This is a genomic window from Streptomyces sp. NPDC001714 (assembly GCF_042892755.1).
Taxonomy (GTDB): Bacteria; Actinomycetota; Actinomycetes; order Streptomycetales; family Streptomycetaceae; genus Streptomyces.
In genome coordinates this window covers 437,135-460,482 of the sequence record NZ_JBIAUL010000003.1, presented here as the reverse complement: position 1 = coordinate 460,482, position 23,348 = coordinate 437,135, and the positions used below count along the sequence as shown (strand labels likewise).

Below are 23,348 nucleotides of genomic sequence, written 5' to 3'. Positions count from 1 at the left end.
GGTCAGCTCCGGACGCTGCGCGGACGCATGTCGGTCCACACGGTCTCGATGTGGTCCAGGCACTCGTCCTTGCTGCCGGTGAGCCCCTCGGCCCGCCAGCCGGCGGGCAGTTCGCGGTCGCTCCGCCAGATCGAGTACTGCTTCTCGTCGTTGACCACGACGGTGTACTCGGTCTCTGCAGTGGTCACAGTCATTGCGGTACCTCTTCGGGTGTCAGGGATGATGCGGGACGGGTCGGTTCGGGGATCACGGAGAGTCGCCGGCCGCGGCCGGCGAAGGCGATGCTGATCACGATGCAGGCGATCGCGATCACGGCGAGGGTCACGGAGCCGGAGGTCGCCTCCAGGGCGATGCCGGCCACCAGGACGGACAGGGGTTTCAGGCCCAACGCGGCGACCTGCGCGGTCGTGGTCACCCGGCCGAGGAGTTCGTCCGGGATGAGCCGCGCCCGGAGCGTGCTGTAGAGGATCGCGGCGACGGATTCTCCCGCGCCCGCGACCAGCACGACCCCGAGGGCGAGCGGCAGTGAGTCGGTGGAGCCGAGGACGAGCAGCGCGACGCCGCCCAGGACCGTGCCGCCGCACATGCCCGCGACGGACGCCCCCTTGAGGCGGGGCGCGAGCACGGCACCCGCGATCGCCCCCACGGCGTAGACCGCGATGACCGCCCCCAGCACCCCGGGCGACCAGCCGAGGTCCTCACGCACGAAGTACGTGGCACACAGGATGATCGGCGCGGTGAAGAAGGTGATCGCCGCCCAGTAGAGCAGCGCCGCCCGCAGCAGCCGGTGACCGGCGATGAACCGGAAGCCCTCCAGGATCTGCTGCCTCATCGGGGTGGGCGCGTACTCCCGCGCGCTCTGCAGCGGGCTGCGGACCGCCGTCAGGGTGGCCGCCGACACCGCGAAGGTCAGCGCGTCGACCCCCAGGGTGCCGGCCCCGCCGATCCACGTCACCAGCACACCGGCGAGGGCCGGCCCGGCGACGTAGCCGAGCGCGTTGCCGATCGACAGCAGCGAGTTGGCCTCCCCGAGCCGCTCCCGGCCGACCAGCGACGGCAGACAGGACAGGCAGGCCGCCTCGAACACGGCGTACAGCACACCGACCGGCACGGCGACCGCGTACAGCACCGGCAGCACCGGCACGTCCAGCACCGCGGCCAGCGGTACCGCGCCGACCAGCAGCGTGCGCCCGACGTCCGACCAGAGCATCATCCGGCGCCGGTCGAAGCGGTCGGCCCAGGCGCCCGCGGGGACGCCCAGCACCATCATGGGCAGCGCCGACAGCATGGCGATCACGCCCATGTGCAGTCCGGACCCGGTCAGGGCCAGGACCAGCAGCGGCAGGGCGGTCTTGCTCAGCGCGTCACCGACCGCCGACGCGCCCTGACCGCCCGCGAACAACAGGAAGTCGCGGTCCCGCAGCAGGTTCCGGCCCGCGGGGGTGGCCGTGCTCGCAGGTGTGCTCACCGTCAGGCCCAGTCGTCCCAGTCCTTGGCCCCGGTGACGTTGCGCAGGCCGCCCTGGGACTTGAAGTACAGCTGGGCCAGGTAGCGCTCGGGGATGCAGGTCAGCCAGTCGAGCGCGTTGTCGTCGCCCACGATCTGATGGCTGTAGGAGATGGAGGTGTCCATGGCCTCGATGGCGTGCCAGTAGCCGCTCGGCACGTACAGCGTCTCGCCCGGGTGCAGGACGGTCTCCTCCACGACCACGTCGCGGAAGCGCGGGTGGCGGTCGAGGTCGGGGCGCCGGTAGTCGACCTGGGCCATGCCGAACTGGCGGCGGAACGGGCGCGGGTAGAGCTTCGCGTGCTGGTCGGGGGAGACGAAGTAGCAGCGCTTGCGGCCGACGACCTGGCTCAGGTAGGCCGCGGTCTGCATGCCGTCGCTGTGGAACGGGGTGACGGTGCCCTTGCTGCCGATGAACATGACGGCCGCGACCCGCGAGGAGACGGTGGCGCGCGTTACGGGCCTGTTGCTGCCCCGGTTGAGGAAGGTCTTGGCGAGGTACAGCCCGAGCAGCCTGGCGGGGTTGGCGGTGCCGGTCCGCCAGTCGGCCGGGAAGCGGATGTCGGCCCAGTTCGGGGCGAGGTCGGGCAGGTCGTAGTCCTCGGCGAGCTGCGGGTAGTGCTCGATCATCCGGTGGACGGGGTAGGCGCGCAGGTAGTAGGCGCGGCCGGGGTCGGTGTTCTTCTCGATCTCGTCGAGCAGGGCGGCCAGCTTCATCCCGCGGAACCCGCCGACGTTGCCCAGGATCAGTTCGTTGTCGAGCCGCTGGAGGTTGGCGTGGATGTCCAGGTCGCCGAAGTGCTCGCGGAAGTAGTCGAGGTCCCAGCGCTCCATGGCCGGCCAGGAGTCCATCAGGCCGGTGATGACGGCGGGCTTGCGCTTGTAGACGTACTCGCGCTTGAACTCCTCGGGGGAGGGCGCGTGGATCCGGTCGATCGCGTCGGTCTTCACCGTGGCTTCGGAGAAGATCGTGCCGGCGACGGTCTCGTCCTTCTCGGCCGGGTTGATGGTCATCGCGTGTCCTGTTCGTGTGTCCTGTGGTCTACGGAAGTCGGGAGGTCCGCCGGGGTCGGCGGGGCGGAGCGGTGAGCGCGGGGGTCAGTGGGACAGCACCGTGCGCAGGGCCTCGTGGATCAGCTCGCAGCCGTAGCGGAGCACGTCGAGCTCCATGGTCAGCGGGGGCAGCAGCTTGAGGACGGCCTTGTCCCGGCCGGTCGACTCGACGATCAGGCCGCGCTCGAAGCACCAGGCCACCACGTCGTCCGCGGCCTGGCGGCCGCCCGCGTGGGTGAGGTCGATGCCGATGGCGTGGCCCTCGCAGCGCACCTCGACGCCGGGCAGCGGGTGCTCCTGCCAGAAGGTGCGCAGCAGTTCGGCGCCGTTGCGGGCCAGGTCCAGGAAGGCCGGGCTCTGCCACAGGTCGAGGGCCCCGCAGGCGGCGACGAACGCCAGCTGGTTGCCGCGGAAGGTGCCCGGGTGGTCACCGGCCTGCCACGAGTCGAGGCCCTCGCGGATGAGCAGCAGCGACATCGGCAGGCCCAGACCGCTGATGGACTTCGAGACGGTGATGAGGTCCGGGACGACCCCGGCCTGCTCGAAGGAGAAGAAGCCGCCGGTGCGGCCGCAGCCGGCCTGGATCTCGTCGGCGATCAGCACGATGCCGTACCGGTCGCAGATGTCGCGCAGCCGCCGCAGGTCCACGTCGGGGATGCGGTAGACGCCACCCTCCATCTGGACGACCTCGAGGATCACCGCCGCGGGCAGCTCGACCCCGGACAGGTCGTCGGTGAGGTACTGCTCCAGCAGCTCCATGGTCGGGAACGGGCCGCGCGGGCCGACCGGGAAGGGCAGGTGGGTGACCTCGCCGAGGGGGGTCCCGGCCACCTTGCGCAGCGACAGGTCCGCGGTCGCGGCGAGGCTGCCGCGGCTGACTCCGTGATAGGCGCCGGAGAAGGCGACGACCTGGGAGCGGCCGGTGTGCTTGCGGGCCAGCTTCAGCGCGGCCTCGACGGCGTCGGTCCCGGTGCTGCCGCAGAACTGGACCCGGTGGCGCAGACCGCGCGGCTCCAGGATCTCCCAGCCGAAACGGTCCAGGAACTCGCGCTTGGCCGCCGTGTGGAAGTCGAGCGCGTGCAGCAGCCCGTCGCCCTCCAGGTGCGCGATGACCTGGCCCTTGATGTGCTCGTGGTTGTGGCCGTAGTTGAGGGCACCGGCGCCGGAGAAGAAGTCGACGTACTCCGTGCCGTCCTCGGCGACCAGCGTGGTTCCGTGGGCCGAGGTGAGCAGGGCCGGGAACGTACGGCAGTACGACCGGACAGCGGACTCTCGGGTCTCGAACACCTGGGTGGCGGTGGGGAGAGCTGCCATGACCGTCATCGGGGGTCTCCAATCGGGCGGTGGGAGAGCGTGAGCACCTGGCCGACGGTGGCGGCAGGTGTGCGGGCGACGGCGGCGAGCAGTGCGAGGTAGTCGTCGAGCAGCCGTCGGGCGTCGGTGTCGGCGATGCGGTCGCCGTAGTACGAGAGGGCGATACGGGGCTCGGGGTCGTCGGTGATGTCCAGGCGGAGCGAGAACTCGGTCTGGTTGCGGGTGCCGTCGCTCTCGGCGTCCTCCCGCGCGCTCGTGGACTGCTGGGCGCGCAGCGCGGACGAGACCGGGTAGTTGGCGACGACGACGACCGAGTCGAACAGCGGGCCGTCGCCGGCGCCCATCCGCTGGAGCTCGCCGGTGGGGACCGAGGTGTGTTCGGCTCCTTCGACACGGGCGAGCTGGAAGCGGTCGAACAGGGCGGTCAGGGTGTTGCCGGGTTCGACCTCGACCCGGACGGGCAGGGCGGCGATGAACAGGCCGACCGCGCGTTCCAGGCCGTCGACCGCGCGGTCGCGGCCCGCCGAGACCACGCCGACCGTGACGTCGGTGCGCTCCAGGCGGGTGGCGGCGAGCAGGGCCCAGCCGGCGCAGGCCAGGGTCGAGAACGTGTGCCCCTGCTCGGCCGCCCGCTCGCGCAGCGCGTCGGCGACCGCCGGGTCGATCCGGTCCGTCACCCGGCTGAAGCGGGACGGGCCCAGCCGGCCCGGCTCCGCGGCCAGCCGCGAGGGGAGCGCCCCGGCGAGCCGGTCCTGCCAGAAGGCGGTGTCCGCCTCGGGGTCGGCGGCCTCGGCGGTGCCGAGCTCGGGGACCGGCGGGAGGTCGGCCTGCCGTCCTTCGAGCGCGGCGAGGTACAGCGCGAGGAGTTCGTCGAGCAGCACCAGGTTGGACCATCCGTCGGCCAGCAGATAGCTCTGGATCTGGCCCAGCCACCAGGTGGACCGGCCGCGTACCAGCCACACCCGCCACAGCGGCGGCTCGGTCACGTCGAAGGGTGCCGAACGCTCGGCCTCCAGGAGGGCGATCAGTTCGCCGGCGACCGCGTCCGGCGCGTGGTCGCTCCAGTCCAGCACCTCGATCACCGGGTCGATCCGGTCGGCGACGACCGGGCTCCAGGCGCCGTCCCCGTCCCGCCGGAAGCCGGTGCGCAGGGCCGCGTGGCGGGCGCCGAGCTCCTGCCAGGCGCTGCGGAAGCAGTCGGGGTCGATCTCGAAGGGCAGCTGCGTCGTGGACTGCATCTGGTACAGACCGGGCACCCAGGCGCTCTCCAGCATGTCCAGCATGTGCCGCTGACCGGGCGTCACCACGGGTCCGGCAGGCCCGGTCCGGACCGGTTCGACGGTGGTGGCGTCGGCCTCGCGCTCGTCGATCGCCTTCGCGAGGGCCTCGATGGTCTGATGGGCGAACACCATCCGCGGTGTCATCTCCAGGCCCGCGCGGCGGCCCGCGCTCACCATCCGGATGACCGCGATGGAGTTGCCGCCCAGCGTGAAGAAGCCGATGTCGACCGGGACGTCGTCCCGGCCCAGCGCCTCCCGCCACAGCGTCACCAGGGCCCGTTCGGTGTCGGTGCCCGCGGCGCGCCCGGTGAGGGCCGCCACCGTCGGCGCCGGCAGTTCCCGGCGGTTGACCTTGCCGTTGTGGGTCAGCGGGAACGACTCCATGCGTACGAAGGAGGCCGGCACCATGTGCTGGGGCAGCTTCGCCGACAGCTGCCGCTTGAGCTCCGCGTCGTCGGGGATCCGGCCGCCGCCGGGCGCCACCAGGTAGGCCACCAGCGTCTTCGCGCCGTCACGCGGGCCGTGCGCGGCGACCAGGCAGGAGCCGCCGCCGATCACCTCCCGCAGGGCCGCCTCGATCTCCCCGGTCTCGACCCGATAGCCGTTGATCTTGATCTGGAAGTCGATGCGCCCGAGCAGTTCCAGATTGCCGTCCGGCAGCCAGCGGGCGCGGTCCCCGGTGCGGTACATCCGGGCCCCGGGCACCGGGCTGAACGGATCGGGCAGGAAGCGCTCGCCGCTCAGCCGGGGCCGGTTGTGGTAGCCCCAGCCGACGCCGACCCCGCCGAGGTACAGCTCGCCCGGCACGCCCACGGGCAGCGGGGACAGCGAGGCGTCCAGGACGTAGGAGGTCTGGTTGGCCATCGGGACGCCGTAGGGGATGCTGCGCTGCTCCGGCAGGACCTCGCCGATCAGGTGGATCGTCGAGTCCATGGAGACCTCGGTGGCCCCGCCCATGCTCACCAGCTGCGCCGACTCGATCAGTTGCGCGGCGCCCCGCTGCGGGAGCGCCAGCGGGATCCAGTCGCCGCCGAGCAGCACCAGCCGGATCGGCAGCCGGTCGCCGCCGCGGACCTCGGCCTCCTCGACCAGCAGCCCGAACAGTGCGGGGACCGAGTGCCACACCGTGACGCCCTCGCGCTCGATCGTCTCGATCCAGCGGTGCGGGGAGCGTTCGTCCTCGGGCGTCGGGAACACCACGGTCGCACCCGCCATGAGCGTGCCGAACACGTCGTACGCGCTCATGTCGAAGGCCAGTGCCGAGACACCGAAGACCTTGTCCCCGGGACCGACGAGGAAGCGCCGGTTGAAGTCGGAGAAGTTGTTGACCCGGCCCCGGTGGTCGAGCAGCACGCCCTTGGGCAGACCGGTCGACCCCGAGGTGTAGATCAGGTACAGCAGGTCGTCGGGGCGGACGTCGCGCTCCGGCCGGGTCTCGGGGAACGGCCCGGCGGACGCGGGGTCCACGGCGGTGACGCGGTCGCCCGCGAGCCGGCCGTCGCGGGTGACGACGACGCGGGCGCCGGAGTCCGCCAGCATCCACTGCAGGCGGTCGGCCGGGTAGGCCGGGTCCAGCGGGACGTAGCCCGCTCCCGACTTGGCGATGGCGAGCTGGGTGACGACCAGGTCGATGCCGCGCTCCAGGCAGACCCCGACGCGTTCGTGGCGCCCGCAGCCCTGGGCGAGCAGCAGATGGGCGAGCCGGTTGGCGCGCGCGTCGAGCTCGGCGTAGCTCACCGCCTCGTCGCCGCAGGCCACGGCGACGGCGTCCGGCGCCAGGTCGGCCCACTCCTCGAACAGACCGTGCGCGGTGGTGTGTTCGGGGTACTCCTCGCCGGTGCGGTTCCACTCGTCGACGACGAGTTCCCACTCGGCCGGGGTGAGCAGGTCGGCGTTGTCGACACGGACGTCCGGGGTCTCGCACAGGCCGGTGAGCAGCTGCCGGTAGTGGCCGAGGAGGCGTTCGGCGGCGGCGGTGTCCAGCACCGACTCGTCGAACTCCAGCGACACCATGACCTCGTCGCCCGTCACCGCGCAGGACAGGTCGAGGGGGAACTTGGCGGTGCCCGAGTGCAGGTGGGTGGGGGTCAGGGCCAGGTCCCGCAGCCGCAGTTCGTGGGCCGGACCGTTGTTGAAGACGAACATGGCCTCGAACAGCGGGCTCTCGGCCAGCGTCCGCTGCGGGGCCACCTTGTCGACCAGCACGTCGAAGGGGATCTGGTGCTCACGCGCCCACAGCGACTCGCGGGTGATCCCGGCCAGCACGTCGCCCAGGCTGCCGTCCTCGGCGGACAGGTCGGCGACCACGGGGACGGTGTTCGCGAAGTAGCCGACCAGGCGCTCGGTCTGGCGGTTGCGGTTGGCCATGACCGTGCCGATGGCGAACCGGGAGGTGCCGGTGTACCGGTTCAGGAGCACCGCGAACGCGGCGAGCATGACGTTGAAGACGGTCGTACGGTGCGCCTCGGCGGTGCGCTTAAGGTCGCGGCCGAACTGCGCGTCCCACTGGCGGCGGATGCGCCGGCCGGTCCTGGCGGTCGCCCGGTCGCCGTTCGGCGCCAGCCCGAGCGGCTGCGCCCAGGCCAGCTGCTCGCGCCACTGCGCGACCAGCCAGCCGTAGTCCTCCGGCTCCTGGGCCCGTTCGTGCGCGGCCGCGTCGGCGTAGTCGACGGCGAGCTCGGGCAGCCGGGGCGTACGGCCCTCGCGGGCCGCGTCGTACAGCTCCGCGAGGTCCTCCAGGAGGACGCCCACCGACCAGGCGTCGGTCGCGATGTGGTGCACGACCAGGGCCAGCAGATGGTCGTCGGCGGTGATCCGGAACAGGCGTCCGTGGATCACCGGCCCCGAGGCCAGGTCGATCGGCCGGGCCGCCTCCGCCTGCGCGGCGGCGACGGCGGCTTCCTCGTCGGCGGCCTCCTCGACCGGCAGCGCCACCGGCTCGGCCGGCCGGACCAGCTGCTCCAGGCCGCCGTCCGGGCGCTGCCGGTAGACGGTGCGCAGGACGGCGTGCCGGGCGACGAGCCCGTCGAGCGCGGCACGCAGTGCGGCGACATCGAGCACACCGCGCAGCCGTACGCCGTAGGGGACGTTGTACAGCGGCCGGCCGTCCGCGAGGGACTCGGCGACCCACAGCTGCTCCTGGCCGCGGGAGAGCGGGCTGGGCCGCTCGGGGTCGCGACGGCGGATGGTCCGCGCCGAGGCCCGCTGCCTGCCGCGGGCCAGCAGCAGCGAGGCCATCAGCTCCCGCTTGGCCGCGGACAGGCTCTCGAACGTGTCCCGCCCGGTGGCGGTTTCCCGGATCATGCGTCCTTCTCCTCGCCGGCCGCGAGCAGCTCGCGGGCCTGGTCGTCGGTCACGCCGTCGAGCAGCACCTCGAGTTCGAGGAGCTCGGCCTCGCTGAGCCCGGAGAGCTGGAGCTCTTCCAGGGCCTGGGCGACGCCTCGCACGGTCGGCTGCTCGAAGACGGTGCGCAGCGGCAGTTCGATGTCCGTCTGGGCGGCGAGTTCGGCCACCAGGCGGGTGGCGAGCAGCGAGTGGCCTCCCAGGGTGAAGAAGTCGTCCAGCGCGCCGACCGCCGGGGCGCCGAGCAGTTCCTCGAAGGCCGAGGCCACGAGCCGCTCGGTCGGGCCGGACAGTTCCTCGAAGCGCCGCCTCACCCGCTCGACGGTCAACTCGTCGCGCTGCAGCGCGGCCCGGTCGACCTTGCCGTTCGGGGTGCGCGGCAGCCGGTCGGCGAACACGAAGCCGGTGGGGACCATGTAGCGCGGCAGCCGGGCGCCGAGCGCGGCGGCCAGTACGGCCGGGTCACGTTCGGTGCCCGCGACGCAGGCGACCAGGGTGGGCTCGCCGTCGCAGTCGCGCAGGACGACGGCCGCCTCCCGCACGGGCGCGAGTTCGCACAGGGCCGTCTCGACCTCGCCCGCCTCGATACGGAAGCCGCGCACCTTGAGCTGGTCGTCGAGCCGCCCGAGGAACTCCAGCCGGCCGTCGTCCAGCAGCCGGACCCGGTCTCCGGTGCGGTACAGCCGGGCACCGGGGACCGCCGAGTACGGGTCGGGGACGAACCGCTCCGCGGTGGCCCGCGGGTCACCGAGGTAGCCGCGGCCCACCACCGGCCCGCCGATGGCGAGCTCGCCCGGCACGCCGAACGGCAGGCGCCGTCCCTGCGCGTCCAGGACGTAGGAGGTCACTCCGGCGACGGGGCTGCCGAGCGTGACCGCGCGGTCGGTCGGCGGCGGCGTGGACAGCACCGCGAGATGGGTGTCGTCCGAGCATTCCGCGGGACCGTAGGCGTTGACCATCGGGATCCCCGGGAAGCGGCGCAGCCAGTCGGCGGCGAGGTCCGGCGGCAGCGCCTCGCCGGTGGCGAGCAGGAAGCGCAGGCTCGCCAGCTCGCTGCCCCTGGCGTGTTCCAGCAGCGCCCTGATCATGCCGGGCACCAGTTGCAGCACGGTGACGCCGCGTTCCCGGACGAGGTCGAGCAGCGCCTCGGCGTCCCGGCTGGTGCCGTCGTCGCAGACCACCGTGGCCGCGCCGCGCATCACCGCGACCAGCATCTGCCAGACCGAGATGTCGAACGACTGCGAGGCGGTCTGGGCGATGACGTCGCCCTCGGACAGCTCCAGGTCGTGGGCCATCAGCTCGAGATGGTTGAGCAGTCCGGCCTGTTCGATCTCCACGCCCTTGGGCTCACCGGTCGTACCGGAGGTGAAGATGACGTAGGCGCGCTCTGCCGGGTTCCTCGGGTGCCCGTCCAGCGGCCGGTCGGCCGAGGCGGCGTCGTCCAGCACGAGGTGGGTGCCCCGGGCCGCGCCGAGCAGGCCGGCGACGCGCTCCGCCTGCTCCTCGTCGGTGACCGCGACGACCTCGCCCAGCCGGTCCAGCATGGTGGCGATCCGCCGGTCCGGGACGGCCGGGGAGACCGGCACGTACGTCGCGCCGACCGCACCGCAGGCGAGGGCGGCGGCGATGTGCCGAGCCGAGCGGGCGGCGCACACCACCACGGCCGGCTCGGGGCCGGTCACCGCCCGGGACAGCCGCTCGGCGAGGGCCGCGACCCGGTCGCGCAGTTCGCGGTAGGTCCAGACGGTGGCGCCGTCGATGACGGCGGGCGCGTCCGGGGTGTGCCGGGCCCAGTGTTCGAGCGCCTCGGCCGTGGTCCGCGGGACGAAGGCCTGCGGGCCGGTGCCCAGGGCGTCCTGGGCCGCCGCCTCGGCCGCCGAGCGCAGTTCGAGGTCGGCCAGAGCCCGCTGCGGGGCGGCGGCGATGCTGCCCAGCAGGGCCTCGAAGTGGTCCAGGAGCCGCTCGCCGGTCGCCGCGTCGAACAGGTCGGCGTTGAGCTCCAGCGTCGCGTGCAGCCCGTCCCTCTCCTCGGCCAGGTCGAGGCTGAGGTCGAACTTGGCGGTGCCGGACGGTGCGTGCAGCCGCTCCAGCCTGAGGTCGCCGAGGTCGATCTCCGAGTAGGGCGCGTTGTGCAGGGTGAACATGACCTGGAACAGCGGGCTCATGCTCAGGTCCCGGTTGGGCTGGAGGGCGTCCACCACCCGGTCGAAGGGAACGTCCTGGTTGGCGTAGGCCGCCAGGGTCGTCGAGCGGACGCGTTCGAGCAGCCCGGTGAACGACTCGTCGGCGGACAGCCGGTTGCGGAAGACGATCGTGTTCACGAAGAACCCGACCACGTCCTCGATCTCGACCGACCGGGTCGACACGGGGGTGGCGACCGCGATGTCCGCCGCTCCGCTGTAGCGGTGCAGCTGGGCGTTGAACGCCGCCAGCAGGGTCATGAACAGGGTCGCGTTGTGCTCGCGGCCCACGTGCCGGACCCCGCCCACCAGTTCGCCGTCGATCACCCGGCGGACCGTCACCCCGCGGCTGCTCATCGCCGCGGGCCTCGGCCGCTGCGCCGGGAACTCCAGCAGGGGCGCCGGCTGGGCCAGGGTCTCGCACCAGAAGTCGAGCTGGCCCTGGTAGTCGCCGCCCTCGACGCGGTCGCGCTGCCAGCTCGACCAGTCGGCGTACTGCACCTCCAGCTCGGGCAGCGGGGAGGCCGTGCCCTGGCGGCGGGCCCGGTACAGGGCAGCGAAGTCGCGGACCACGATCTGCAGGCCCCAGCCGTCCGCGACCACGTGGTGCACGGCCAGGACGAAGACGTGGTCCTCGGCGGAGAGCCGGATCAGGGTCGCCTGCTCCAGCGGGGCCGCGGCGAGGTCGAAGCGGTGCCGGGCGGCCTCGTCGACCAGCTGCGGCCAGCGCTGCTCGGCCGCCTCCTCGGGCTCGCCGCTCAGGTCGACGAACGCGAGCGGCATGGTCACCTCGCCGGCCGGCTCGACGATCTGGCTCACCCGGCCGTCGTCCATGACCAGCCTGGTGCGCAGCACCTCGTGCCGGGCGACCAGCTCGTCCAGCGTCGCGGACAGGGCGTCGGTGTCCAGCGGGCCGCGCATGCGGACGACCGTGGCGCTGTTGTAGGCGCCGGTGTCGCCCTCGAGCTGGTCGAGGACCCACAGGCGTTCCTGGCCGTAGGAGGCGGGCAGCGCGCCGGTGCGGGGCAGGGCGAGGACCGGTTCGGTGACGGAGCCGCCGCCGGCCATGCCGTCGATGTGCGCGGCGAGTTCCCGCACGGTCTGCTTCTCGAAGAGGGTGCGCAGCGCGATCTCGCAGCCGAACACCCGGCGGATCCGCGACACGACCTGGGTCGCCATCAGCGAGTGCCCGCCGAGGTTGAAGAAGTTGTCCTCGGGTCCCACCTTGGGCGCGCCGAGCACGTCCTGCCACAGACCGGCCACCAGTTCCTCGGTGGGCGTCAGCGGCGAGCGCGGCCCGTCCTCGTGGGCGCCGGTCACCGACGAGGGCTCGGGCAGCGCGGCCCGGTCGATCTTGCGGTTGGGGGTCAGCGGGAAGGCGTCCAGGGCGACGACGAACGACGGGACCATGTAGTCGGGCAGCCGCTTGCGGACGAAGGACTTCACCTCGTTGCCGGCCACCTTGGTGCCCGGCCGTGCCACCACATAGGCGACCAGCGCGGTCTCGCCGCTCGCGTCGGAGCGCGCCATGACCAGGGCGTCCTGGACGTCCGGCGCCGCGCGGATCACGTTCTGCACGCCGTCCGTCTCGACGCGGTAGCCACGGATCTTGACCTGGTTGTCGGCACGGCCGAGCGGGGTGACGGAGCCGTCGGGCAGATGGCGGCCGAGGTCGCCGGTGCGGTACATGCGGTCGTCGTCGGCGTCGCCGAACGGGTTGCGCACGAACTTGGCGGCGGTGAGTTCCTCGTCGTGGGCGTAGCCGAGCGAGAGGTGCGGGGAGCGGATGACGATCTCCCCGCGCTCGCCGATGCCGGCCTGCTGCCCGGCCTCGTTGAGCACCAGCAGCTGGACGTCCTGCATGCCGCGGCCCAGCGGGTAGGTGACACCCGGGTCGGTGTCGGCGGCCGCGTGGGCGTCGGGGACCACGTAGTAGCCGACGGCGCGCTGCGTCTCGGTCGAGCCGTACAGGTTGACGCAGGTCGCCGAGCCCGCCATGCGGGTGATGGCCCGCACGTCACGGCTGGTCAGCGTGTCACCGAGGAAGAACACCCGCTCCAGCAGCGGCAGTGTGCCCGGAGCGACCGACAGCTGGTCGAACAGCCGCGCCATCGGCGGCGTGAGGTGGCTGACCGAGACCTGCGCGGTGCGGAACCACTGCGCCAGCCGGCCCGGGGTCTCGACGTCCAGCCGGTCGGGCACGCAGATCGTGGCGCCGGTGACCAGCGGCGTGAACACCTCGCGGTGCAGCGGGTCGTGACTGATGCCGGAGAGCATGCTGTAGCGGTCGGTCTCGCGCAGCCCGAACGTCTCCACCATCCAGGGCACGAAGTGGGTCAGGGACCCGTGCGCGCCCCGGATGCCCTTCGGCTTCCCGGTGGAACCCGAGGTGAACGCGATGTACGCGCAGTCCCGCGGCCCCACCTGGACCGCCTCGGCCGGTTCGGCGCCCCGCGGCACCAGGTGCTTGGCGTCCGCCAGCCGGGACGGCAGCTCGAAGCGGCAGCGCAGGGACGTCGCCTGCAACGCGGTGTCCACGGCGAGCGGCACGGCCCCGGCCGCCTCCAGCTGGAGGAAGGCGCTCGGGCGGGCCACCGCCAGGCAGTCGGCGATGCGGTCGGCCGGGTAGCTCGGGTCGAGGATGGCGAACGAGGCGCCGGTGCGCAGCACCGACAGGATCGCCCAGACCAGCGACGCGCTGCGCTCGCCGTAGATGGCGACCACGTCGCCCTTGGCGACGCCGTGCTGCGCCAGTACGCCGGACATGGCCGCGGTCGCCCAGGCGAGGTCGCCGTAGGTGAGGTCCTGGCCCGGTTCGCTGATCGCGATCCGCTGGGGCTCACGGGCGGCCCGGCGCTCGAACTGCTCGACCACCGACCCGTACCAGGTCGCGTCCAGCGGTGCGGACGGGTCGGGCAGCTCGCGGCGCGCCTGCGGGGTGTCCAGCCGCAGCATGTCGATCGGGCTCGCGCTGTCGGTGACCGCCTGCTCGGCGACCCGGATCCACTGGGCGAGCAGCTCGTGCATCGCCTCCTCGTCGAACCGGTCGCCGGCGTACATCAGGTCGAGCGTGAGGCCGGGCCCCGCGGGATCCACGTAGAAGGTCAGGTCGAACTTCGCGCCCAGGTCCGGGACGGCGAAGGTGTCGACGGTCAGGCCCGGCAGCTCGGCACGGTGCGCCGGGATGTTGAGCAGGTTCAGGTAGACCTGGAACAGCGGTGTGGTGGTCAGGTCGCGTTCGGGGGCGAGTTCGCCGACCAGCGTCTCGAACGGGACGTCCTGGTGCTCGAAGGCGTCGAGGGTGGTGGTGCGGACGCGGCCCAGCAGGTCGGCGAAGGTCGGGTCACCGGACAGGTCGGCGCGCAGCACCAGCGAGTTGATGAAGAAGCCGATCAGGTCCTCCACCTCGCGGTGGCGGCGGCCCGCGATGGGCACGCCGATCGCGAAGTCGCGCTGCCCGGCCAGCCGGCCGAGGGTGAGCTGGAGGGTCGCCGCCAGCACCATGAACAGGGTCGCCCCGGACTCGGCGGCGAGCCGCTCCATCGCCTCGCGCAGCTCCGGCGTGACGGCCGCCCGGACCCGGTGGCCCTGGGTGGCGGGGGTCTCGGAGCCGGTGCGGGCGAACGGCAGGGTGAGCGAGGGCAGCGCGTCGAGCTGCTCGCGCCAGTACGCGACGGAGGCGTCGAGTTCGCCGGAGTCGAGCTGGTGGCGCTGCCGGCGGGAGAACTGTTCGTAGGTGACCGGGAGCGGGGGCAGCGGGGCGGCCGGCTCGTGGCCGGTCTCCTCGGCGTAGAAGTGCGTCAGGTCCCGCTTGAGGATCTCCATCGACCAGCCGTCACCGACGATGTGGTGCAGCGTCAGCACGAGCACCGCGTCGTCGCGGCCGAGTTCCAGCAGCCGTACCCGCAGCAGCGGGCCGTTCGCCAGGTCCATCGGCTGCGCCGCCTCGCGTTCCACCACGGCGCGGGCCTCGAAGACGCGCTCCTCGGCGGTCACGCCGGTCAGCTCGGTGCGCGCCAGGGTGACGTCCGCGCTGTCGAGGACCTGCTGGGTCAGCACGCCGTCCTGGTGCGACACCACGGTGCGCAGCGTGGTGTGACGCGCCACCAGGCGGGTGACGGCCCGTTGCAGCGCGGCCTCGTCGAGCTCGCCGGTCAGCCGGATCGCGCCGGCCAGGTGGTAGCGCCCGGTGTAGGCGTTCTGGCCGGAGCCGTTCTCGATCTCCTCCAGCAGCCACAGCCGCTCCTGCATCACCGACAGCGGTGCGTCGGCGCCGCTCGCGGCGTGCGCGACGATCCCGCCCGAGGTGTCCCGGGCGGCCGCGCCGTCGCACAGTGCGGCGTAGTCCCGCAGGACGGGCGCCTCGAACAGGGCCCGCAGCGGGACGTCCCGGCCGAGTTCCTCGCTCACCTGCGAGGTGATCACCGTCGCGAGCAGGGAGTGGCCGCCGATGGTGAAGAAGTCGTCACCGGCGCCGACCGCGTCGACGTCGAGCACCCGCGCCCAGACCCGGCCGACCGTCCGCTCGGTCTCCGTCTCCAGCTCGGCGAAGTCGGCGTGCGCGAAGTCGGCGCGGCGCGGGCGGCCGAGGCGGTTCGGGTCGATCTTGCCGCCGGGCAGCCGCGGCAGTTCCGCGCGGGCCACGAACGCGGCCGGCACCATGTGCGGCGGCAGCTCGGCCGCGCACAGCCGCGCCAGCGCCTGCGGTGTCAGCTCCGGGTCGGCGGTCTCGACATGGGCCACCAGGACGCCGTCGACGCCCTTGACGACGGCCTGTGAGACGGTGGGCAGGGCCAGCAGCACCGACTCGATCTCGGCCGGCTCGATGCGGTAGCCGCGCAGCTTGATCTGGCTGTCGCGGCGGCCGCAGTAGTCCAGGGTGCCGTCGGCGCGCAGCCGGACGAGGTCGCCCGTGCGGTACATCCGCGCGCCGGACACGCCGGAGAACGGGTCGGGCAGGAAGTGCCGGGCGGTCAGGGCGGGCCGGTCGTGGTAGCCGAGGGCCAGGCCCGCGCCGCCGACGTACAGTTCGCCGACCGCGCCCGCGACCACCGGCCGCAGCTCCGTGTCCAGGACGTACGCCGTCCCGCCGGGCAGCACCGCGCCCAGCGAGGCGGGCCGCCCGGGCTCGCACTCGGCGGCCGTGATGACGACCGTGCACTCGGTGGGACCGTAGGCGTTGACGAAGCGCCGGCCCGGCTGCCACTGCTCGACCAGCTCGGCACGGCAGGCCTCACCGCCCGACACCAGGGTCTTCAGCCGCGGCAGTGCGCGCACCGGCAGGGACGCGATCACCGACGGCGGCAGCAGGCAGATGCTGACGTCGCGCCCGGCGAGGATGTCCGCCAGCGCCTCGCCGACCAGGGCGTGCTCGCGGCCGGCGACGCACAGGGTGCCGCCCGCGGCGAGCGTGGAGAAGATCTCCCAGACCGACGCGTCGAAGCTGAGGCTGGCGAACTGGAGCATGCGCGAGGTGCCGTCGATCCCGAAGACACGCGCCTGCTGGGAGGTGAGGTTGGCGAGGGCGCGGTGGGAGACCAGGACGCCCTTGGGGCGGCCGGTGGAGCCCGAGGTGTACATCAGGTACGCGGGCGCGTCCGGGTCGGCCTGCGGCAGCGCCACGTCCCCGTCGGGTGCCTCGCCCAGCGCCTCCTCGACGAGGTCGCGGGTCACCAGACCGCGCGCCCCCGAGTCGGCCAGCATGAAGTCCCTGCGGTCGGCCGGGTAGGCGGGGTCGATCGGCAGGTACGCGGCACCGCAGCGCTGTGCCGCCAGCACGGCGACGACCGCTTCGATGGAGGGTTCGACCGCCACGGCGACGACGTCCCCGGGGCGCACGGCGAACCGCCGCGTGATCGCCCGGGCGACCTGCTCGACCTGCGTGCGCAGCTCGCCGTAGGTCACCGCACGTTCGTCGCCCTCCAGCGCGACCGCGTCGGCACGGCCGTCGGCGATCCGCTCGAACTGCGCCCAGAACGTGTCGGGTTGCCGTCCGGCGTCCGGCTCGGACGGCCAGCGGTCGAGGGCCGCCGCCGCTGCGGGGGTCTCCACACGCTCGTCCGGCCGCTGGGCCATCGCGCGGGCCGTCTCGCAGAACAGCCGCGCGACGAGCTGCGCCGTCTCGGGCCGGAAGAGGTCCGAGTTGTACTCCAGCCAGCCCGTGAGCGGACCGCCGTCGTCGGTGATCTCGAAGGTCAGGTCGGTCTTGGCGGTGCCCGTGTACAGCGGGGTCGTCTCGACCCGCAGGCCGGGCAGGGCCGGCGAGGGCAGCGCACCGCTGCGCACGTCGAGGATCGCCTGGAACACCGGGCTGCGGCTCGGGTCGCGGTCCTGGCCGCCGGCCTCCACGATCGCCGAGAACGGCACCCACTTGTACGGCATCGCCTCCAGCGTGGTGGCCCGGGCGCGGTCGACGAGGGCGCGGCCGGTGGCATCGCCCGGCACCTCGAAGCAGAGCGGGAGGGTGTTCACGAAGAAGCCGACGACGTCGTCGTATGCGCCGTCGTCCGGGCGGTTGGCGTCGGGTACGCCGATGACCACCCGCTCCTGGCCGGTCAGCCGGGACAGGGCCTGGGACATGCACGCGGCCAGCGTCATGAAGACGGTCGCCCGCTGGTCCCGGGCGAGCGAGCGCAGCAGGTCGGAGTCGGCCTGGCTCAGCGTCAGCGGCACCCGCAGGCCGTCGAAGGTCTGCACGGCCGGGCGGGGCCGGTCGAAGGGCAGGTCGAGGGCGAGCGGGGCACCGCTGAGGTGCTCGGTCCAGAAGGCCAGCCCCTGCCGTCCCTCCGGCGAGTTCAGCCGCGCGCCCTCGTCGAGGGCCCAGCGCGCGTACTCGTGGACGACCGCGGGTGGTTCGCCGGCACCGGCACCCGAGCGGTGCGCGTACAGCCCGGCCAGCTCACCCGCGATGACCTCCATCGAGCGGCCGTCGAAGACGATGTGGTGGAAGGCCAGCAGCAGGGCGTGCTCGTCCGGCCCGAACTCCACCAGGGCGGCGCGCATCAGCGGCGGCTCGTCCAGCGCGAAGGGCCGGCGGGCGTACTCGGAGACGAGAGCGGCCAGTTCGGCCTCGCGCCGGGTGGGCGCGACCGAGCCCCGGTCGAGCACCTCGAAGGGGCAGGCCGGGCCGGTGTGCACGAAGGGCACGGGCTTGCCGCCCTCGTCCCGGAAGCCGGTGCGCAGCGCGGGGTGCCGCTCGACGATCGCGTCCAGCGCACCGCGCAGCACCTCCGGGTCGAGCGCCCCGTACAGCCGCAGGACGCCCGGCACGACGTAGGTGGACGAACCCGGGGCGAACTTCTCCAGGAACCACAGGCGCCGCTGGCCCAGCGAGAGGGTGGGCCCGGCCTCGGCGGGGGCGGCGCCGACCGGGGTGCCGGCCGGTTCCGTGACGGCGAGTTCGGCGATCCGCGCCGCCTGGGCGCGTACGGTGACGGACTCGAAGAACATCCGCAGCGGCGGCTGCACGCCGAACTCCCGGCGCACCAGGGTGTTGAGTTCCGCCGCGCGCAGCGAGTGCCCGCCGAGCGCGAAGAAGTCCTCGTCGAGCCCGACTCCGGCGACCTCGAGCACCTCGCGCCAGACATCCGCGAGCCGGCTCTCGAGCGGGGACATGTCCGCCGCCTCGGCCGAGCGGGACACCTCCAGGGCGAGCTCGCGCAGCGCGTGCGCGTCCACCTTGCCGTTGGAGGTGAGGGGGATCCGGTCCAGGACCAGCAGCCGGCTCGGCACCATGTAGCTGGGCAGCTCGCGGTTGAGCCAGTCGCGCAGCCGCTCGGCGTCGAGGTCCCCGCCGGTGACGGCGGCGATCAGCTCGGTCTCGCCCGCACCGCGGGTGGCGACCACGGCGGCCTCGGCGACCTCGGGGTGACGCCGCAGCGCCACGTCGACCTCACCGAGCTCGATGCGGTAGCCGCGCACCTTGACCTGCTGGTCGGCGCGGCCGACGTAGCGCAGCTCGCCGTCGGCGGAGCGGCGCACCAGGTCGCCGGTGGCGTACAGGCGCCGGCCCGGCTCGGTGGTGAACGGGTCCGGGACGAACCGCTCGGCGGTCTTGCGGGGCTGGGACGCGTAGCCGCGTCCGACGCCCACACCGCCGATGTACGCCTCCCCCACGACCCCGTCGGCGACGGGCCGCAGCTCGGCGTCGAGGACGTGGATCACCGCGTCGGTCATGTCGGCGCCGATGGACACGTCGCGGGCGCGGGTGACCTGCCCGGACTCCGGGCCCAGATGGGCGACGGTGGAGCACACCGTGGTCTCGGTGGTGCCCCAGCGGTTGTACAGCTCGACGTGTCCGCGGTCGGCCGCGAACCAGCGCGCGAGCTTGTCGGGGTGCGCGGCCTCGCCGCCGATCAGGATCGAGCGCAGCGCGGACGGCACCCGCGCACCGCTGTCCAGCGCGGTGACCAGCACATGGAAGAAGGCGGTCGGAATGTCGACCAGGGTGAGGCGCTGCTCCTCGCACCAGGCCCAGAACCGCTCCGGCGAGCCCAGTACCGACTCGTCGCGCAGCACCAGCGTCGCGCCCCGGGTCCAGGCGGAGAAGATCTCCTCCAGGCAGGGGTCGAAGGTGAGCGGCGCGAACTGCAGCACCCGGTCGCCCTCGGCGACGTCGAACGCGTCGAGGAAGGACAGCAGGTAGCTCAGCAGCGCCCGGTGCTCGATCTGCACGCCCTTGGGGCGGCCGGTCGAGCCGGAGGTGAAGATGACGTACGCCAGGGTGTCCCCGGTGGCGACGAGCGCGGGCCGGTCGTCGGGAAGGTCCGCGCCGCTCTCCTCGCTCTCCTCGCTCTCCTCGTCGACGCGGGTCGCCACGCCCAGGGTGCCCGCGAGGTCCGCGGTCGCGCCGTGGCACAGGATCCGCGCGCACCGCGCGTCGCCGACCATGTCGGCGAGGCGGGCGGCCGGCAGCGCCGGGTCCAGGGGGACGAACGCGGCCCCGGACTTCATGACCGCGAGCATCGCGACGATCAGCTCGGCGGAGCGCTCCAGGCACAGCCCGACGGTGTCCTCGGGCCCGAGTCCGTCCCGCCGCAGCCGGTGGGCGAGGCGGTTGGCCATCCGGTCCACTTCCGCGTACGACAGTTCCACTCCGCCGGCCGAGAGGGCGACGGCGTCGGGGGTGCGGTCGGCCGTCGCCTCGAACAGCTCGTGCGCGGAGGTGACGCCCGGCAGGGTGCGGGCCGGGACGTCGGCCCGGGCCAGGGACTCGGTCGCGCCGGCCAGCCGCAGCGCCGAGACCGGCGTCCGGCCGTCCAGGGCGATCTGCTCCAGCAACTCCAGGAACTGCCGGCCCAGTTGCTCGGCGAGGGCCGGGTCGAAGCGATCGGAGCGGACCAGCATGTGGGCGAGCAGACCGCCGTCGGCCGGTACGGCGTGCAGGGTGATGTCGAACTGGGTGGCCAGCTCACCGGCCGGGAACGGGGCGAGCTTGAGGTCTCCCAGCACCGCGGTGTCGCGGCCCGCGCCGAAGAGCACCGAGGTGACCTCGTCGGCGATCTCGTTGTGCGGCCGCTCGAAGACGACCGCCGTGTTGATCGCGGCCGAGGTGTTGCCCCGGGCACGCAGCAGCTCGACGAGCCTGCTGACCGGGAAGTGCTGGTGGCCCAGCGACTGCCGCAGCTGCTGCCCGGTGCTGCGGATCAGCTCGGCGACGGACGCGTGGGCGCTCGGCTCGGCGCGTACCGGAATGGTGTTGACGAAGTAGCCGAGGGTGCCCTTGAAGCGGGCCTGCGGGCGGCCGGCCGTGGTGGCGCCGACGACGAAGTCCCGGGTACCGCTGTGCGCCGCGATGAGCACCTCGAAGGCCGCCATCAGCACCGAGAACACGGTCGTGCCGCTGTCTCCGGCGACCCGCTCCAGCTCGGCGAGCAGCTCGGCGTCCACCGTCACCCGGTGGTTCGCGATGCCGTGGTCCGGCTCCGGGCGCTCCCGTACCGGAAGCGTCGGCGCCTGTACGTCACCGGCGAGCAGGTCGAGCCAGTAGCGCTCGTCGGCCTGCCACTGCGGGGAGCGCTCGTAGTCCTGCTGCCAGCGGACGAACTCCTCGTAGCCGACGGCCGGCAGGAGCTCGGAGGCCCGCCCGTGCAGCAGGTCGCCGTAGAGGGCGGCCAGTTCGTCCAGGAGCGTCACCACCGACCAGAAGTCCGTGATGGCGTGATGCTGCGCGAGCACCAGCACCGGTGCCCCGCACCCGGTGAACAGCTTCGCGCGGGCGACGTCGCCGTGCTCGATGTCGAAGGGGGCGAGGGCGCAGTCGTCGACCCGGGCCCGCAGCACGGTCTCCGCCTCGCCGCTCAGGTCGACGACGTCCAGCTCGAACGGGACGCGGGGGTCGATCAGCTGCGAGCGCCGACTGCCGTCGGAACCGAAGCTGGAGGTCAGGATGGGGTGCCGGGCGCCGACCCGGCGCACGGCGGCGGAGAGCACCTCGACGTCGACGGGCTCCAGGAGGCGTACGGCCACCGAGACGTTCTGCCGCGAGTGCGGACCTTCGAGCTCGCGCATGAACAGCAGGGCCTGCTGCCCGGCCGACAGCGGTCCGACGCCGCCGCTCCGCCCGGGCTCCGGCCGCACCGCCGCCTCGGGGGTCTGCCGCATCAGGTCGTCGATCGCCGCCGCCACTTCGCGCAGGCTGGTCGGCTGGAGCAGCAGGCCCGGGTCCACGACGACCCCGAGCTGCTCCTCGATCCGGAAGGCGAGGTCGACCGCCGCCAGCGAGTCCAGGTCCAGCTCCGCGACCATGGTGGCGGGCGCGCCGTCCTCGCCGCGGCCGGCCAGGGCCAGTCCGCGTTCGATCGCGTCGACGCGCTGGTCGCGGGCGAGCGCCGCCAGTTCGTCGCGTGCCGGGAAGGCGACCTGCCGCTGCCTGCCGTGCACCGCCGCGGACTTGGAACGCCGGAACAGCTCGCCCTCGACCTGGCCGGCGTGGTACGCCGTCCGCCCGGCCAGTCGCTGGATCTTGCCGCTGGAGGTCTTCGCCAGGCTGCGCGCACCGAGCAGGACCACGTCGAACAGGGCCACGCCGTGCTCGTGCCGGACGGCCGCGGCGATCGCGTCGGCGATCCGGGGGAGCTGCTCCTCGGGGGTGTCGACGGCGACCTCGTGCAGGATCACGCACTCCTCGCCGTCGGCGGTCTCGACCGAGAACGCCGCGCCGCAGCCGGGGCGGGCCCACTCGGACGCCGCTACGGCCGTCTCCTCCAGGTCGTGCGCGTAGAGGTTGCGGCCGCGCACGACCATCGTTTCCTTCAGGCGGCCGGTGACGTGAACCTGACCATCCAGGACGAAACCGAGGTCGCCGGTGCGCAGGTAGGGCTGCGGGTCGTCGGCCAGCCGGGCGCCGAACGCGGCGGCGGTCGCGGCCTCGTCCTCCCAGTAGCCGGAGGCGACGGAGGTGCCGCGCACCCACAGCTCGCCGACCGCGCCGGGTGCGACGCGCTCACCGGACTGCGGGTCGACGACGGCCAGTTCGTGCCCGTCCGCCACCAGGCCGGAGGAGACCAGCGGGTCCCCGTCCGCACGCGCTTCGGCGCGGCCCTGCTCCAGGGCCGCGCGGTCGATACGGGTGCTGTGCGCGCCGCTGCCGCGACCGCTGCCCGCCACGAACAGGGTGGCCTCGGCGAGGCCGTAGCAGGGCAGCAGCGCGGACCGGTCGAAGCCGCTGACGGCGAACGCCTCGGCGAAGCGCTCCAGCGTGCGGTGGCGGACCGGCTCGGCTCCGCAGAAGGCGACCCGCCACGAGGACAGGTCGAGGTTCTCCCGCTCGGCGGGGGTGCTCTTGTTGACGCAGAGGTCGAAGGCGAAGTTCGGGCCACCGCTGACGGTCGCCCCGCGCGCGGCGATGGCCTCCAGCCAGCGCATCGGACGCCGCATGAACTCCAGGGGGGACATCAGGACGTTGGACATGCCGGAGAGCATCGGCTGCAGCACACCGCCCAGCAGACCCATGTCGTGGTAGAAGGGCAGCCACGAGACGGTGACGTCGTCCTTGCCGAGACCGAAGTTCGAGGCGATCGCCGAGCCGTTGGACAGCAGGTTCCGGTGCGTCACCACGACACCGCGCGGGGTGCCGGTGGAGCCGGAGGTGTACTGGAGCAGGGCGAGCGAGTCGGGCGTCAGCTCGGGCCGGCGCCAGTCGTCGGCGCCCTCCAGCATCGCCTGTTCGGTGACCACCCAGGGCAGCCGTGCCAACTCGGGTGCCTGGTCGAACAGCTCATGGGTGAAGGCCTGCACCAGACTGTCCGACAGGACGATCTCGGCACGCGAGCCGCGCACCACCGCGCGCAGCCGGGGCAGCGTGCGCGCGATCCGCATCGGATCCGGCGGGTAGACGGGGACGGCCACCATGCCGGCGTAGAGCGTGGCCACGAAGCCCACGACGAAGTGTTCGCCGGGTGGATACAGCAGCATCACCCGCGCGCCCGGTCTGGCCCGCTCCAGCAACGAGACGGCTATAGCGCGCGCACGCCGGTCGATCTCGACCAGGCTGAGCTCGGTGTCGACGCCGCCGGCGTCGGCGAGGAATTCGTAGCTTACGTCTCCACCGCGCTCGGAGACGTTACGGCGGATGACATCAACGACAGAGTTGTTTGCGTACATAGACCGTTCTCGCATCGGCGTCGGGTTCTGAAGTCCGGACGGGGTGGAGCGGACCTGCGGGCACACCACA

6 protein-coding genes are annotated in these 23,348 nt (G+C 73.1%); all 6 read right to left on the bottom strand.

Annotation, left to right across the window (positions count from 1 at the left end):
• Nucleotides 1-2: 2 nt before the first annotated feature.
• On the bottom strand, nt 3-194 hold the full coding sequence (locus ACFY0P_RS10765; RefSeq protein ID WP_351706155.1) for an MbtH family NRPS accessory protein: 192 nt from the start codon (nt 192-194) through the stop codon (nt 3-5).
• Nucleotides 191-1,468 carry an MFS transporter gene (locus ACFY0P_RS10760; RefSeq protein ID WP_388909639.1) on the bottom strand — a complete coding sequence of 426 codons (1,278 nt, stop codon included), beginning with the start codon at nt 1,466-1,468 and terminating at the stop codon, nt 191-193. Before ACFY0P_RS10760 ends, ACFY0P_RS10765 begins: the two co-directional genes overlap by 4 nt.
• 2 nt (nt 1,469-1,470) lie before the next feature.
• Complete coding sequence (locus ACFY0P_RS10755) at nt 1,471-2,520, bottom strand: cupin-like domain-containing protein (protein WP_388909636.1); 1,050 nt, start codon at nt 2,518-2,520, stop codon at nt 1,471-1,473.
• Nucleotides 2,521-2,604: 84 nt separating this feature from the next.
• Nucleotides 2,605-3,873 carry a diaminobutyrate--2-oxoglutarate transaminase gene (locus tag ACFY0P_RS10750; protein ID WP_388909633.1) on the bottom strand — a complete coding sequence of 423 codons (1,269 nt, stop codon included), beginning with the start codon at nt 3,871-3,873 and terminating at the stop codon, nt 2,605-2,607.
• Nucleotides 3,874-3,878: 5 nt separating this feature from the next.
• The gene (locus ACFY0P_RS10745; RefSeq protein WP_388909630.1) at nt 3,879-8,456 is read right to left on the bottom strand and encodes an amino acid adenylation domain-containing protein; all 4,578 of its coding nucleotides are present in this window, start codon (nt 8,454-8,456) and stop codon (nt 3,879-3,881) included.
• Nucleotides 8,453-23,278: an amino acid adenylation domain-containing protein gene (locus ACFY0P_RS10740; RefSeq protein ID WP_388909627.1), complete on the bottom strand. Its 14,826-nt coding sequence runs from the start codon at nt 23,276-23,278 to the stop codon at nt 8,453-8,455. Before ACFY0P_RS10740 ends, ACFY0P_RS10745 begins: the two co-directional genes overlap by 4 nt.
• Between the last annotated feature and the right edge of the window lie 70 nt (nt 23,279-23,348).